General features: G+C 43.9%; 11 protein-coding genes. 6 read left to right on the top strand and 5 right to left on the bottom strand.

All coding sequences use genetic code 11. The features are described 5' to 3' along the window. Window positions 1-169: 169 nt before the first annotated feature. A complete protein-coding gene (locus VB732_RS12200; protein WP_323231099.1) occupies window positions 170-1,045 on the bottom strand; it encodes an MBL fold metallo-hydrolase in 876 nt (291 codons plus the stop codon). Between the two features lie 240 nt (window positions 1,046-1,285). Between VB732_RS12200 and VB732_RS12195 the strand changes: the two genes are divergently transcribed. Both VB732_RS12195 and VB732_RS12190 read left to right on the top strand, forming a co-directional pair. Continuing rightward, a complete protein-coding gene (locus VB732_RS12195; RefSeq protein ID WP_323231098.1) occupies window positions 1,286-6,133 on the top strand; it encodes a GAF domain-containing protein in 4,848 nt (1,615 codons plus the stop codon). Beyond that, a complete protein-coding gene (locus VB732_RS12190; RefSeq protein WP_323231097.1) occupies window positions 6,130-7,266 on the top strand; it encodes a hybrid sensor histidine kinase/response regulator in 1,137 nt (378 codons plus the stop codon). The genes VB732_RS12195 and VB732_RS12190 overlap by 4 nt, the downstream gene beginning before the upstream one ends. 323 nt (window positions 7,267-7,589) lie before the next feature. Here the strand turns inward: VB732_RS12190 and VB732_RS12185 are convergent, their stop codons facing one another. The 4 genes from VB732_RS12185 to VB732_RS12170 form a co-directional block, all read right to left on the bottom strand. Further along, window positions 7,590-7,808, bottom strand: a complete 219-nt coding sequence (locus tag VB732_RS12185; RefSeq protein WP_229559063.1) for a type II toxin-antitoxin system HicA family toxin — start codon at window positions 7,806-7,808, stop codon at window positions 7,590-7,592. Next, window positions 7,808-8,050, bottom strand: a complete 243-nt coding sequence (locus tag VB732_RS12180; protein WP_094348053.1) for a type II toxin-antitoxin system HicB family antitoxin — start codon at window positions 8,048-8,050, stop codon at window positions 7,808-7,810. Before VB732_RS12180 ends, VB732_RS12185 begins: the two co-directional genes overlap by 1 nt. A gap of 164 nt (window positions 8,051-8,214) precedes the next feature. Continuing rightward, entirely contained in the window at window positions 8,215-9,168 is a 954-nt protein-coding gene (locus tag VB732_RS12175; RefSeq protein WP_323231096.1) for a heme o synthase, read from the bottom strand. 229 nt (window positions 9,169-9,397) lie between these two features. Next, the gene (locus tag VB732_RS12170) at window positions 9,398-10,339 is read right to left on the bottom strand and encodes a heme A synthase (protein ID WP_323231095.1); all 942 of its coding nucleotides are present in this window, start codon (window positions 10,337-10,339) and stop codon (window positions 9,398-9,400) included. A gap of 404 nt (window positions 10,340-10,743) precedes the next feature. Between VB732_RS12170 and VB732_RS12165 the strand changes: the two genes are divergently transcribed. The 4 genes from VB732_RS12165 to VB732_RS12150 all read left to right on the top strand — a co-directional run bounded on the left by VB732_RS12165 (window position 10,744) and on the right by VB732_RS12150 (window position 16,523). Continuing rightward, on the top strand, window positions 10,744-11,829 hold the full coding sequence (locus tag VB732_RS12165; RefSeq protein ID WP_323231094.1) for a cytochrome c oxidase subunit II: 1,086 nt from the start codon (window positions 10,744-10,746) through the stop codon (window positions 11,827-11,829). A gap of 60 nt (window positions 11,830-11,889) precedes the next feature. Further along, window positions 11,890-13,626 carry a cytochrome c oxidase subunit I gene (ctaD, locus tag VB732_RS12160; RefSeq protein WP_323231093.1) on the top strand — a complete coding sequence of 579 codons (1,737 nt, stop codon included), beginning with the start codon at window positions 11,890-11,892 and terminating at the stop codon, window positions 13,624-13,626. Window positions 13,627-13,722: 96 nt separating this feature from the next. Further along, window positions 13,723-14,349 (top strand): heme-copper oxidase subunit III, encoded by a 627-nt coding sequence (locus VB732_RS12155; protein WP_323231092.1) that lies wholly within the window; start codon window positions 13,723-13,725, stop codon window positions 14,347-14,349. Window positions 14,350-15,317: 968 nt separating this feature from the next. After that, window positions 15,318-16,523, top strand: a complete 1,206-nt coding sequence (locus VB732_RS12150; RefSeq protein WP_323231091.1) for a serine/threonine-protein kinase — start codon at window positions 15,318-15,320, stop codon at window positions 16,521-16,523. Window positions 16,524-16,663: the final 140 nt, after the last annotated feature.

The following is a 16,663-nucleotide window of genomic DNA, read 5'->3' as shown; positions in this document are numbered from 1 at the left end:
TCATTTGTTATTTCGGCGTGTCTGACTTTTAACGGGATCTGGAAAACCTCTCTCTAAATCTCTCTCCTAAAAGGAGAGAGACTTTGAATTTTCCCCCTTCCCGCGACGAGTTGGGGGTTAGGTCTTTCGTGGATTTTGCCATATAACCGAATAATTATAAATTATTTGGTCAATTCAAAGATTCCATTAACTCAATACACTTGTGCATCTGCTGGCGCATGGTTTCTTTATCAGCATGAAACCTTCGTCCATGTCCTGGTAGCACCCACTCAAAAGAGTAATTAGCCAAATTATGCATTGATTTAGTCTGTTCTGACCAAGAATACCAGCAGGCATTGTGGAATGCAGCCAGTTGATGCAAGCTTTTTGACCAAGCGAGATGATCGCCAGTGAAGAGAAACTTATTTTGATAAAGTAGGACGGTTTGTCCTTTGGTGTGACCGGGAACTGGGATAATTAATAAATCTGGTGTCAAAGTAAATGCTTCTGAACCAGTTAGCTGTATTTCTACATTGCGAGTATCGGCGGTAATATCATCAGTGTGGAGGATGCGATCGCACTGAAAATGCTCGGCAAATTTTTGATGATCTGCCACATCATCCTTATGAGTTAGGTACATATAACGAATTGGCCCCAGTTCTTCTAAACGCTTGACTAAAGGCGGCGTAAACCGGGGAGAATCCACCAAAATATTACCTTCTGGAAGTTGAATTAAATAGCTAGCAGCACCGTAAGATTTTTCAGAATGATAGCCGCAGTGGTAAATATTTTCTGTTACTAATATTGGAAAACTTTGTTGAACATCTTTGATATCTTTTGGCTTTTCAACTGTGCCAATAGAACTAGTAGGACAAGCTAAAAGTGCTTGCAGTGCAGCTAATCTTTCTGCTTCATTGGTTGGTTGATGATAAACAGCCGATTGATCGTCAACATCATAAAATACTTCAGGAGCCATCCAGCGACAGGTATCACAATCAATACAGGTAGTATCTACATAAAAATCGCCGTTGACATTTTGAGAGCGACGCTGATTTAAATGAGCCATATTAATCCTTTTGCTTCCAGGCGCTTACTGGGGAGCGATAAACCCTATATCACTACGCTAGCAAAAGCGATTTTAGATTGTAGATGCCACAAGGTGGAATTAAAAATTAAAAATGAATACAGCATAAGGATTTCGTTGATTTGGTGTCTACTTCAACTATTGCCGGATTTTAGAGAATTGGTATAGCTTGGGTGTTGCTAATGGGAACAATCAAGAATAAATCCCTTTGCCAATAGATCAATGTTTAACCGTCTCACCCCATCAGAACTGCAATCTGTGATCGTCCGTCATCCCCTGATAGTTAAACCGGATACAACTGTGATGGACGCGATCGCTCAAATGAGTGGCGTGCGGACTCTTTGTGAGATAACTAAAACCGTGGATGGGCAACTGGATGAACTTTATCTAGAGGCACGATCAAGTTGTGTATTAGTAGTAGAAGAAGATAAGTTACTAGGTATCTTCACGGAACGGGATGTGGTGCATCTGTCTGCCCAGCAATGTTCTTTCGAGAATTTGGCAATTCGGGAAGTGATGATCCATCCAGTCGTCACCCAGCACGAGTCTGATTTTACCGATTTATTTTTTGCTGTTAATTTGCTTCAACAGTACCGCATTCGCCATTTACCAATTCTGGACGATCGGGAGCGAGTAGTGGGGCTGGTAACTAATGAAAGTCTGCGGCAGTCTTCTCGCCCTGTGGATCTTTTGCGGTTGCGACTGGTGTTTGAAGTGATGACGAGTCAGGTGATTTGTGCTACGCCAAATAGTTCCATGCTGGCGATCGCTCAACTGATGGCAAAACACCGGGTTAGTTCCATCATGATTGTACAGCCAGGTGGTAGCGAAACTGAACCTCTGCAAATGCCTGTGGGAATTATCACCGAGCGCGATCTTGTGCAATTTCAAGCATTGGGTTTGAACTTAAAAACTTGTCTAGCAGAGGCGGTAATGAGTACGCCGATTTTTGCCGTGAAACCTGATGATTCGCTGTGGGTGGTACAGCAGATTATGGAACAACGCTTAATCCGCAGGTTGGCGGTGACGGGGAAACAGGGTGAACTATTGGGAATTGTCACTAAGACTAATTTGCTACAAGCCCTCAACCCGTTGGAGCTATACAAGTTGGCGGAGGTGTTGGAAAAAAAGTCAGTGCAGTTAGAGACAGAGAAAATCGAACTCTTAGAAACCCGCAACCTTGAACTAGAACAACAAGTTGAAGCCCGAATGATGCTCCTAATAGCGAAAGCCGAACGGGAGAGATTGGTGCTAACGATCGCCTTACAAATCCGCTCATCCCTGAGTCTACAAACTATTTTGGATAGTACCGTCACAGAGGTGCGGCAATTGTTGGGCTGCGATCGCGTCAGTATTTGGCAGTTTGAAGCAGATTGGGAAACTATCGCCGTTGCCGAGTCCACTGATTCTTCAGTGTCACTGGTGGGTCAGCGTGTTAGTGATAGCTGTTTACAACAAGGCTACACTGAAATTTACCGCCAGGGGCGGATTCGCATCGTGTCAGATATCTACAAGGCCAAAATCTCAGACTGTCACCGAGATATGCTGATTCGCCTCCAGACGCGAGCCAAAATTTTAGTGCCACTCTTCTGCGGTGATAAACTATGGGGTTTGCTCAATGTCACCGAAAGTCAGCACCCCCGTGATTGGGAACCAGAAGAAGTCGAACTGCTGCAAGCTTTATCAGTGCAATTGGCAGTTGCCCTTCAGCAAGCCACCACCCACCAAAAATTGCAAGAGCAACTGATCGAGCGCCAGCAAGCGGAAAATCGACTGCGGCAGAGCGAACAGCGTTATATTATTCTCAATCAAAAACTAGAAGCCAAAGTCGCAGAACGCACAACTAAACTCCAAGAACGAGAGGCACAACTCCAGACAATATCGGAGCGCTTGGCGTTATCCCTCAAGTCTGCCGCGCTCGGCTGTTGGGAGTGGGACGTTGAAGAAAACACCATCCTCTGGGATGAGCGGATGTACGCGCTGTATGGTGTCACGAAAACATCTGATTCTTATGTGAACTACGAGATTTGGGCAAACGGGCTACATCCCGATGACCGTAATTCAGCCGAAATATTGCTCCAGCAAGCCCTTTTAGGAAAGGCAGAATACGATGCTGAGTTTCGGGTTGTGCATCCCGATGGCAGCATCCACTTCATCAAAGCCTATGGGATGGTAGTGCGAGATGCTCAGGGTAATCCCCAGAAAATGATTGGAGTCCACTTTGATATTAGCGATCGCAAACGAGCAGAACTTGCCCTGCAAAGTAGTGAAATGCGCTTCCGGCGAATATTTGATTCTAATGTAGTCGGTATGCTTTTTGCCGATTTTCAGGGAAAAATTCTCGATGCCAACGATCGCTTCTTACAAATGGTGGGCTACACCAGGGATGACTTAGATGCCGGGACAATTGATTGGCTGGGAATGACCCCACCCGAACATATTCCCTCTGATTTTATAGCGATGGAGCATCTGATGCAACATAGCGCGATCGATCCTTGGGAAAAGGAATATTACCGCAAAGATGGTAGCAAGATTCCTGTACTGATTGGAGCGGCAATTCTTCCAGGCTCAGACAATCAAACTATTTGTATAGTGGTGGATATTAGCCAACAGCAAGCTGCACTTCGTGAACGCAAGCAAGCCGAGGAAACCATTCGCCAACAGGTTGAACGAGAACAACTGCTGCGAGAAATTACTCAGCGAATTCGTCAATCTTTAGACATCCAGACCATTTTTGACACCGCTTGCCAAGAAATCCGCCAAGTAATTCAGGCAGATCGGGTGGGCATTTTCAAGTTCTATCCTGAATCCAACTTTAATGACGGTGAATTTGTGGCTGAATCGGTTGTAGAAGGCTTTCCTTCAGTAGTGGCAATTCGGATACATGACCACTGCTTTGGTGAAAATTATTCATCCTTCTATGCTTTAGGCAGATTTCATGTCGTCGATGATATTTATAACGGTGGGATGACTCCCTGCCACATCGAGATCCTAGCTCAGTTTCAGGTGCGAGCCACTCTGGTAGTGCCATTGCTTTGTGGTGATAATTTGTGGGGTTTACTGTGCATCCATCAATGTGCAATAACTCGCCACTGGCAACAGTTTGAGATTGACTTTACCCAACAGTTATCTAACCAGTTGGCGATCGCTATTCAACAAGCGAATCTCTATGAGCAAATCCAGTCTGAACTGTTGGTACGGCAGAAAACCGAAGCGAAGATTGCCCTGCAACTGCGGCGACAGCAAACTTTAGGGGCGATCATCCAAAAAATTCGGGAGTCGTTAGATATTAACGAGATCCTGGCAACTGTGACTCAGCAGGTTAAAGATGTACTGCACAGCGATCGCGTGATCGTCTTCCGGCTGTTTGCTGACGGTAGAAGTCAAATTGTTCAAGAAGCCGTATCTGGTGAGTTCCCTGCCCTCAAAGACCGACACTGGGACAATGAAATGTGGTCTCAAGAAATCCTCGATTGCTATTGGCAGGGTAAGCCCCGCATCGTTCCTGATGTAACCAATGATATCTGGGCAAAGTGCCTAGTGGAATTCTCCCGCGAAGGTCAAATCCAGTCCAAAATTGTCGCACCAATCTTACAAGACGTGCAACCCAGCGAAAATCATCGCTGGGTTGCCCCTTGGGTAACTAACAAGCTTTGGGGGGTTTTGGTTGTCCATGCTTGTCAAGAAAAACGAGTCTGGAAAGACTCTGAAGCGCAACTTTTGCAACAAATTGCCAACCAGTTGGCGATCGCCATTCAGCAAGCGGGTCTGTTTGAGCAATTACAACAAGAACTCGCCGAACGACAACAGGCGGAAGCAAAGCTCACCGATAGCAATCAACAACTAGCAGTTTCTAACCAAGAACTCGCTCGTGCCACTCGCCTCAAAGATGAATTCTTAGCCAACATGAGCCACGAACTCCGCACCCCCCTTAACGCTATCTTAGGCATGACCGAAGGGCTACAAGAGGAAGTCTTTGGTGTTGTCACCGAGCAACAACTCAAAGCTTTGCGAACCATTGAGCGTAGCGGCTCTCATTTGCTGGAGTTGATCACCGACATCCTTGATGTGGCAAAAATTGAAGCTGGACAAATCGAACTGGACTATGCCTTAACCCCAGTGGCTCGTCTGTGCCAATCCAGTTTGGTGTTTATCAAACAGCAGGCATTGCAAAAACGGATTCAGCTTGAAATCAAACTTCAGCCAAATCTACCTGACTTGCTGGTGGATGAACGCCGTATTCGTCAAGTGTTAATTAACCTGCTCAACAATGCAGTCAAATTCACTCCAGAGAGGGGGCGCATTACCTTAGAAGTTACCCAACTTTTCCTAGACACCTCAACTACCGATTTAACAGAGCAACATTTCTTGCATTTTGCTATCACCGATACAGGCATTGGCATCTCGCCAGAGAATATCAAGAACCTATTTCAGCCCTTTGTGCAAATTGATAGCGCCTTAAATCGTCAATATGCAGGTACAGGCTTGGGACTGGCATTAGTGAAGCGAATTGTCGAGCTTCACGGCGGTAGGGTGGGGCTAACCAGTGAACTGGGTGTGGGCAGTTGCTTCACTATCAATCTTCCTTATACTCCCAGTTGTGCCCTTGCACCAAAAATTACCGCAGACGATCAAGCAGACGTGACTCCAGAACGGGACTCTCCAAGCACCGACGAATCAGCAAGCCTTACCCCCCTAATCTTGCTAGCAGAAGATAACGAAGCCAATATCAGTACAGTTTCTAGCTACCTCAAAGCCAAGGGCTATCGCATTGTGTTGGCACAGAATGGCCAAGAAGCCATCGATATCGCTAAAATTCACCACCCTGACTTAATTTTGATGGATATTCAAATGCCGGGAATGGACGGTTTAGAGGCGATGAGACAGATTCGCCTCGATTCTAACTTGGTTGATATTCCGATTGTGGCGCTCACAGCGTTGGCGATGACGGGCGATCGCGATCGCTCTTTAAAAGCAGGAGCTAACGACTATCTAAGTAAACCCATAAAGCTCAAGCAACTGGCCACCACCATTCAACAACTTTTAAATGCAACCAAGGATGACAAATGAATCAGCCCTCTATTCTAGTCGTTGACGATCAACCCGATAACTTTGATGTCATTGAAACACTTTTAAGTGAGCAAAATTATCTGCTGCACTATGCTGCCAGTGGTGAAGAGGCGATCGCATCTCTCAACCTATTTCAGCCAGATGTAATTTTGCTAGATGTAATGATGCCGGGAACCGATGGCATAGAAGTGTGTCAGCAAATCAAAGCCATACCAAAATGGCAGCCTGTCCCGATCATCATGGTGACGGCTCTCACCGCTAAAGAAGACCTCGCTCGTTGCCTAAAATCAGGTGCGGAGGATTTCATTAGTAAACCCGTTAATGCTATTGAACTGCGGGCACGCATTCATTCAATGCTGAGGATTAAGCAACAGTACGACAAAATCCAAAATTTATCAGATATCCAAGCAAGTAGTATTACAGTCTTAGAAAGCACACTTAATGAACTGCGCGGTAATTTGGCTTCTGCTTTACCCCATGAACTCAATACACCATTAAATGGCATTGTCGGAATTATCAGCCTACTCATGGAAGATATTGACGGCATGAATATTGCCGAGATCCTTGAACTTTTAGAGTTGGCAGATCAATCAGCCCGGAGACTAGAAAAGTTAACCAAACAATTATTGATCTATTTAGAACTAGAATTATCAACACACCAGCAGAAAAAAAACGAACGTCAGTCTACTTATTTTTCTATGGCAGCGATCGTAGCAGCTTTGGAATCTCACGCTCAAGGTGTTAATCGTAGCGATGATCTAATATTTGCAATTGAAGAAGCTGAGGTTTTAATATCGGCTCGATATTTAGCGATTATCCTCCATGAATTAGTTGATAATGCGCTCAAATTCTCCCAAACGGGGACAGCGATCAAAATCAGTAGTCAGGTGGTGGCAGGAATGCTAAATCTCTATGTTCATGATTTGGGACGGGGCATGACAGCAGAACAGATATCTAAAATTGGTGCTTTTATGCAGTTTGAACGCAAATCCTATGAACAGCAGGGTATAGGTATGGGCTTAAAGCTTGTCAAAAAAATTGCCGAACTTTGTGGCGGGCAGTTCTCAATTTCAAGTGTTTATCAACAGGAAACAACGGTACATATTGCCTTACCCATTGTTAATTTTACATAAATAATGCGATATACGACTTAATATTTTGACCTCTCTCCAAACCTCTCTCCTAAAAGGCTACGGGTATATACACAAGTCTAATTACCCCCCTTAATCCCCCCTTGGAAAGGGGGGAAATAAGAAAATCTAGTTCCCTCCCCTTTACAAGGGGAGGGTTAGGGTGGGGTAATTCGAGGACTGGTAGTAATTCGATAACTTGTGTGTACACGGTAGCTCCTAAAAGGAGAGAGGCTTTTATTTTTGCTCTTCAACGCAGTATTAGCCGAAGGTTCTATTGCGATCGCACGAGAGATTATTGTCTCATGAGCGATCAGGCATATAATTTATAACGCCTCCCATTCATCTCTGTTTATATTAGCTTGACGTAATATTCTATTTAGTAAGCTTGGGCTGATGTCTCCCTGATGAGGATTGGGAATTGTCAGCTTTAATTCACCTTTTACCATGTATTGATGCTTACCACCTGGATAAGGGCCATCAAAACCTGCATCTTTCAGATAACGAATCAAATCCCGCCGATTAATCGATCCAAAGGGTGGCATTAGGCGACCTCTTTGGTGAAATTCAGGTCAACGCCATCAAGTATTGGTAGAGTATGACCCAAACGCAATCCTAAAATAATCCATCCTTCAAGAGCATCTTGCAAATCTTCCCGGCAAGCCTCTAGTGTTGCAGCATTAGCCCAAACTCCTTGACATTCTGGAATTTCGCTATAAAAAGTTCCATCCTCAAGCAATTCGTAGGTTGCTTTATGCAATGCTGTACGAATGTAATTTGTCAACATTTAGATTCTTACAACTTCATTTAGCTTTTTGATCGATTTGCCTATGACTAAAATTTTACTTTTAATCGCAAATCAGCAAAACTCAAATTATTATGTATAATTTTTAATTTCCAAAAATGCGATCGCGCCCCTTTACCAAACGCGATCGCTAAATTTTGCATCCCCTAAGCTATAAAATGCAACTGATTACTCACCGCATTAATTAGATTATGGGTTACAGGAAGGCTATCAACTACCATCCCCAGACACAACAGCATCATGTAGGAGATGGAAAAGAGAAACAACTCTTTAGCGACAGTGCGATCCTCTGGATTTTGCAACAAACGCCAAGATTTGTGGATAAATAATCCTCCCAGAATTACAGCGATCGCAGCATAAAGAATTCCACTTGCGCCCAAGGGATAAACTAATAACACGGTTGCAAATACTGTCACCAGCGTGTAATACCAAATCTGCTTTACAGTTGCCGTAGTACCTTCAATCACAGGTAACATCGGTATCCCAACTTTTGCGTAGTCATCTTTAATCATCAGAGCTAGCGCCCAGAAATGGGGTGGTGTCCATAAAAAGACGATGGCAAAAATCAGCCATGCTGACCAGCTTAATGTGCCTGTGACAGCAGCCCAACCCACTAAAGCCGGAATTGCCCCCGCCGCACCACCAACAACGATATTCTGAGGGGTGTGACGTTTTAGCCAGTGGGTATAAACCAAAATATAAAAGACGATGCCAGAGAAGGCTAGCAGTGCGGCTAACAGATTGGCAAATACTGCCAAGAGTGTAAAGGAAATCGTCGCCAGTGCGATCGCAAAAATTAGAGCATCGCGCGGCTGCACCTTACCCGAAGGCATCGGACGATGGCGCGTCCGCTCCATGTCATAATCAATATCCCGGTCATAGATACAGTTAATCGTTTGGGCGCTTGCAGCAGCCAAAGTGCCACCAGTGAGAGTTACTAGCAACAGCAATGGGTCTACTTCTCCCTTAGCAGCAATCCACATACTCCCAGCCGTGGTAATCAAAAGCAACGGAATAATCCGAGGCTTGGTTAGCTGGTAATAACTTTGAACTACCTGTAGAAATGTTTGGTGGTGGCGAGAGACATTAGTCTCAATCATTTTGGCTCTGGTTCCTTATTTTTCAACAACTTATATGCAGCCCCTGCTCAAGGTGGCTCTTTCAGGCAAATGAAACACAGATTTTCTGCACCTGCGTGGGTCGCAATACTCGCCGTTGCGGCCATAATTTAGTACTGAGTTAGGAGAGACGCGATTAATCGCGTCTGTACAGGAGTTAGGAGTTAGAAATTCTTCCTTCCGTTATTCCCCCTGTTCCCTCACTCCATACTCAGCAGTCATTGCTCAACACTGTGATGTCACGGCTAGTAGCCCAGTCACGCAGTGCGAGAACTGTGAAAACCACCAAAGTACCCAGCAAAGTAGCTCCTATAGCTTGATGAGAGACGGTGAGAGGCTCAACTTGGAGGTGTAATTTGAAAGTGGCGAATCCCAACAAGATTTGTAAGGTTAACAACCCACCAGCCATATTTGCCAGTCGCCGTAAGGCTGGATGTAGTGCTGGTGTCCACCAACAGATAAATACCATTGCCAAGGTTGCCACTGTTGGCGGCACCAAACCAGCAATATGGCTATACATTACAGTACAAAGTTGAGAACCGCCGAGGCATTGGTGTAGCGCCCACCGAGAGCCTACCAAAGCACCTAGAAGACTTTGCAGGTAAACCAGAACAGCAGCAGTTAAACCGACCCAAGGCAACTTACCAACGGTTCCATTTCCCTGATAGGGTGTTAGCGCCGTACCGATAATCAGGAGGGTGCTAAAAAATAACAGCGCCGTTCCTAAGTGGGCGGTAACAATATCAAACCGCAACAGTTCAGTGACAGTGAGTCCTCCTAAAATGCCTTGGAAAACGATTAGAAACAGGGCAAATGTGGATGCCCAAGGCAGCCAAGAGGGTAAGACGCGACGATGCCACCAGGACAAGCCGAAAAGTGCGATCGCGCTTACACCAATTAAAGCTGCATCTAATCTATGAAACCACTCCAGAAACACCTGGAGATTCATTTGCTTGGCTGGCACCAGTTCGCCATAACATAAGGGCCAATCTGGGCAAGCAAGTCCAGCATTCATCACGCGGGTGGCACTGCCTATTGCCATCAAAATTAAGGTGGCTATGCATATTTTCCACACCAAGCGACGAATCATTTCCTTGGGCTTTTGCTGCTGAAGCGCCGCTTCATTTTGTTGTTGTAGGACAAATTCGCTCATGAATGATTCCTTCTGCCCGCTCTTGGTGGCTCTCTTAAAATTTTCAATTTTCTTTTAGCGTCCTATCTTCACCCTAGCGTATAGGCTAAAGGTTTACAGATTAGCACTCACTTATACTTTGAATGACTCCAGAAAGGTTTTGCCTGAAGCTTTAGGTATTTTTCAAGATGTGAAAAATTGATTAATGATAATTAATTTAAACATTCTAAATTTTTCCTTAAATTTCTCTACCGATTTCTATCTACTTTTGGCGGTATCTGATAGTCACCTTGTACCCAAAATTAGTAAAATAGTTAAAAAACTTAATAAAAAATTCAGACCTTTGGACTCTATGCCTTCCAGCCTAGACTACCTTAGTAAGTGGGCAGCTTTAAGATAACGTAGTAAATTCAATTAAGTAAGCCGTGAAGATTCCAAGTTCAATCTGGACATTACTCATTGGCATCGTGCTAACGCTAGCCAGCCTTTGGTACGGTCAAAATCACGGTCTGTTGCCAGCAGCAGCCACGGATGAAGCCGTATTGGTGGATGGTCTGTTCAACGCGATGATGATCATTTCTACAGGTATATTCCTGTTAGTTGAAGGTATTTTAATCTACTCCGCATTTAAATACCGTCGGCGTGCAGGTGACAACGAAGACGGCCCGCCAGTTGAGGGCAATATACCTCTAGAAATTCTCTGGACGGCGATCCCAGCAATTATCGTTATCGGCATTTCTGTTTACAGCTTTGATGTTTACAACGAAATCGGTGGCTTTGATCCCCATGCTATTCATGAAGCACCGATGATGAATCAGGAGTCGATGGCAATGCCTGGAAGTGCAATTGCAGCAACTTTAAGCGATACTCCTCCTAGCACCGAACCCAACCTCAATCAAGAAAAATCTGATGAGGCAATGCAAGATCCAGCTACCGCAGCAGTTCGTAATGCTGACCAAATTCCCCAAAAGCGGAATGCTTCTGGTGTCGGTAGTGTTGCTCCGACAATTGGGGGAACTCCTGATAAAGCAGGCAAACCAGCAGGGTTACAGGTCAATGTCACAGGTCTACAATATGCCTGGATTTTCACTTATCCTGAAACTGGTATAACTACAGGTGAAATGCACGTACCCATTGGGCGAGAAGTGGAAATCAATATGACAGCCAACGATGTCATCCATGCCTTTTGGGTGCCAGAGTTCCGCCTGAAACAAGATGCGATCCCCGGTAGACAAAGCGAGATTCGCTTCACCCCCAAAACAGCAGGCGACTATACCCTTATCTGTGCTGAACTTTGTGGCCCCTACCACGGTGCAATGAGAGCGCCAGTAGTTGTTGAGTCAGAAGAAGCATTTGACAAATGGATGCAAGAACAGCTAGTTGCTAGCCGTGAAACACTAAATCAAGCCGTTGCTGTTAACCCAGCGAATTTATCCCCAAATGATTTTCTTGCTCCTTACACCAAGGACATGGGAATTAAGCCAGAAATCCTCCATCAAGTTCACCATTAGTCAACAATCCACCTAAAAAAGTAATAAATCAGCACTCAGCACTCAGCACTCAGCACTTTTATGACACAAGCTCAGTTGCAAGAAACTGCCAATATCCCTGCCCTTAGTGAAGAACCAGGGGTCAGAAAATGGCAAGACTTCTTTGGCTTTCAAACCGACCATAAGGTGATTGGGATTCAATACTTAGTCACTTCGTTTATTTTTTACTGCATTGGCGGTGTAATGGCTGACTTGGTTCGCACAGAACTGCGAACTCCAGAGGTAGATTTTGTTACCCCCGAAGTCTACAACAGTCTGTTTACACTGCACGCCACGATCATGATTTTCTTGTGGATCGTGCCAACCGGCGCAGGATTTGCTAACTATCTAATTCCCCTGATGATTGGGGCAAAAGATATGGCATTTCCTCGGCTGAATGCTGTTGCCTTTTGGATGATCCCCCCTGCGGGTATACTGCTGATCGCCAGTTTAGCGTTAGGCGATGCACCGGATGCAGGCTGGACTTCCTACCCTCCCCTGAGTTTGGTAACAGGGCAAGTGGGGCAAGGCATTTGGATTATGAGTGTCTTGCTCCTGGGTACATCATCTATTTTGGGAGCGATAAATTTCCTGGTGACATTGCTGAAGATGCGTATCCCCGGCATGGGCGTTCATCAAATGCCCTTGTTCTGCTGGGCAATGTTCGCTACTTCGGCGCTAGTTTTGGTATCAACCCCGGTGCTAGCAGCTGGTTTAATCCTGCTGGCTTTTGACTTAATTGCCGGGACAACATTTTTTAACCCAACTGGCGGTGGCGACCCAGTAGTATACCAGCACATGTTCTGGTTTTACTCCCACCCAGCCGTTTACATCATGATTTTGCCCTTCTTTGGCGCAATTTCAGAAATTATCCCTGTGCATTCCCGCAAGCCGATTTTTGGCTATAAAGCGATCGCTTATTCGTCTCTTGCAATCAGCTTTTTGGGGCTAATTGTTTGGGCGCACCATATGTTTACCAGTGGTATCCCCGGTTGGTTGCGGATGTTCTTCATGATCACCACCATGATCATTGCCGTACCCACGGGAATTAAAATATTCAGCTGGTTAGCAACAATGTGGGGTGGAAAAATCCAGCTTAACAGCGCCATGCTGTTCGCCATCGGCTTTGTTGGCACTTTTGTAATCGGCGGGATTAGTGGCGTGATGTTGGCAGCAGTGCCTTTTGATATTCACGTTCACGATACTTATTTTGTAGTGGCTCACTTGCACTACGTCCTATTTGGCGGTAGCGTACTCGGGATTTTTGCAGGTATTTACCATTGGTTCCCGAAAATCACGGGACGGATGATAAATGAATTTTGGGGTAAGGTTCACTTTGCCTTGACCATAGTAGGTTTAAACATGACCTTCTTACCCATGCACAAACTGGGTTTAATGGGCATGAATCGCCGTATTGCTCAATATGACCCCAAATTCACAACATTGAACGAAATTTGCACGTATGGTTCTTATATACTGGCAATTTCGACATTCCCCTTCATCATCAATGCCATTTGGAGTTGGTTATACGGCGAAAAAGCTGGTAATAATCCTTGGAGGGCACTTACCTTAGAGTGGATGACAACCTCACCACCTGCGATCGAAAATTTTGATCAAACTCCAGTACTGGCTACAGGCCCCTACGACTACGGTTTGGAAAGGGCTAACGAAGATGTACCTTTGTCTGATCCCAATCCAGTCTTGTCTGGCGGGCCCAACTCAGTATTAAGAGCAGAACCCGATCCAGCCGTTGCTGCTAATCCCGAAGACCGGAAATAAAAGGTGACTGGGAACTAGGGACTGGTTAATTCTCTTTCCCATTCCCCATTCTCAATTCCCCATTCTCAATTCCCAATTCCTCACTTATCAAAATTCATGCAAAGTCAAACTATTGACCCAGCTAAAACCGAACTAAATCATCACCACGAGGCGGAAGCCTCCGTCGGTCATCACGAAGAACATCCAGACCATCGTCTGTTTGGGTTAATTGTCTTCCTGATTGCTGAAGGGATGATTTTTATGGGGCTGTTCGGAGCCTACTTAGCTTTCCGTGCTACCTTACCAGCATGGCCGCCAGCAGGGACTCCAGAATTAGAACTATTGTTACCCGGAGTGAACACCATCAATCTAATTTCTAGTAGTTTTGTCATGCACAATGCCGACACTGCTATCAAAAAGAACGATGCGCGGGGTGCGCGAATGTGGCTAGCAATTACTGCTGTGATGGGTGCTATTTTCTTGGTGGGTCAAGTATATGAATATACCCATTTAGAATTTGGTTTAACTACCAATTTATTTGCTAGTTCATTTTACGTTTTGACTGGTTTCCACGGTTTACACGTTACCATCGGCGTTTTGGCAATTGTTGCCGTGTTATGGCGATCGCGCGTTCCGGGTCACTACAGTAACGAAAAGCACTTTGGCATTGAAGCAGCCGAAATCTACTGGCACTTCGTTGATGTAATTTGGATTATTCTGTTCGGATTACTGTATCTCCTGTAAGTATTAATTATTAGTTGTTTCTTCCACGCAAACAACTTAATCGGCTCCCAATAGGGGGCTTTTTTTATTGAACAGAATTCAGGAGTCATATCAGGTTCGGTTGAGGAACGAAACCCAACGCTTGATCCTTGCTCATGTCGGGTTTCACTGCCGTTCAACCCAACCTACATTGAGAAGTTTTATTACAAGTAATCACCCGAACTTGATATAACAAGGGTAGATTACTCGCATTGTGGCTTTTGCTAAATTCAGTAAGACCTACGCATTAGCAGGAAACACTCAACATTGATTAGAAAAACCACATCTATCTTCGGGGCAATTCATAAATTGATCCGGCGATAGATCGTATATTTGCTATCAAAGAATAATGGATAAAAATCTGAAAAGATTGCTTAGATTAATACACAATATAATTTTTTACAGTGCGTAATTTTTAATGCAAGTGATTTATCGTCAGTTATATAGATCCTACTTTATTGAAAGTGGGAAAAGTCGGAAAAGTTGGATGTTCTGCAAAAACTATTGAATAAGCAGTTAATTTACTGTAATTTGATATATCAAAGCTAGGGAATTCCTAAAATACGGTAGCAAAAATCTAGCGTATGCTGTAGGAAGACTTGTGCTTTTAAATTCCAGTATTCAAGGTTTTATCAGTAATGAGGCTCAGAGTTGAAAGAAATCTCTTAACTCCAGAATATTGGCTTCTGCCTGGAGTTATAAATACTCTGAACTAGTGTTACATTTACTTAAGTGAGAAAATTATTTAACTCTTCACAGAAATAAATTTTATATTAATATACTAATAAAGGTATTAAATTAACCAAATAAAGGGGCTAGTTATAAAAATGCTCCAAAGCATAGGTTGCCACAGAAGCTGACTGCCTCAAATACCAACAATCTAGCGACAAGTATTTATAACCTCAGCCAAGCTCTGAATGGTCGGTAAATTAATAATTAGTATACGCCACATGAGCCAGAACCCTCTAGGAAGAAAAACACTTCGCAGTCGCTTTGAGACTGTAAAACTGCTGGGAAGCGGAGGAACTACTAATACTTACTTGTTGTCAGGTGCTAAACGTAACAGACATCAAAGCTATATTACCAGAAAAACACTTCGGAATCGCTTTGAGATTATCAAACACTTAGGAAGCGGAGGCTCAGGCGATACTTACTTAGCCGTAGACCTAGATTTACCAGGACGACCCCATTGTGTTGTCAAGCATTTCCACCCAAAAGATTCTAATCCTGCTGTTTTACCCATAGCGAAGAAGCTATTTGACCGGGAAGCGGAAGTCTTATATCAACTAGGCAACGACCACGATCAAATTCCTAGACTGTTTGCCCATTTTAATGAAGATGGAGATTTCTATTTAGTCCAGGAATTTATTGATGGTCATGCCTTAACTCAAGAAATTTTACCAGGTCAGCGTCTTAGTGAGAATGCAGTTTTAAATTTATTAAAAGACATTTTGGAAGTGCTGGCATTTGTCCACCAAAATAACATTATTCATAGAGATATTAAGCCGCAGAATTTAATGCGACGGTACTCAGATCAGAAAATTGTGCTAATTGACTTTGGGAGTATTAAGAAAATTGGTGCTTTGGGAGCAGGCTTAACAATTTCTGTGGGAACTCCTGGCTATATGCCAAGCGAACAGGCTAAAGGAAAGCCAAAACTTTGCAGCGATATTTATGCGGTAGGGATGATTGGGATTCAAGCTTTGACAGGTTTAATACCTGAGCAACTAAAAGAAGACCCCAATACTGGAGAAGTTCTTTGGCGCGACCAAGTAGAGGTAAGTGATGCTCTTGCAAATATTTTAGATACTATGGTTAGCGATCGCTACAATCAGCGTTATCAGTCTGCTACAGAAGCTTTACAAGCACTTAATGCTGATCTGGCATTGCCACAATCCTCAGAACCGCCTGACATCAACCAAAACACAGATGATACTTCTTTACTAAGTTATAGAAACTTTATTTTGCTTTTGGGAATAGGACTTGGTGCTACCACTAGTTTGATAGTGTTAGTGTTAATTTATATGTTTATTAATACAGGTACATCGTCTCCAAACCAACCTACTCAATTAAATAATTTTATAGAAAAATTTGTTGAACCACGGTTCACGAATGTTGATGTAAATAATTTAATACGCAAATCGAAAACAGAATAATCTGTAAAAACAATTGCACCATTGCAAATAATATTAAAAAGCAAGCAAAGCAAGCAAATTGAATCTCACGATAGCAGTCTACTTTGATTTAATTTATGAATTTATTTTGCAGATAGACCATGCTGTAGGGGTACAGCAAT

The organism is Nostoc sp. UHCC 0252, from assembly GCF_034931145.1.
Taxonomy (GTDB): Bacteria; Cyanobacteriota; Cyanobacteriia; order Cyanobacteriales; family Nostocaceae; genus Nostoc.
Note: the sequence above shows the minus strand (reverse complement) of the source record. Positions and strands in the feature narration are given on the sequence as shown.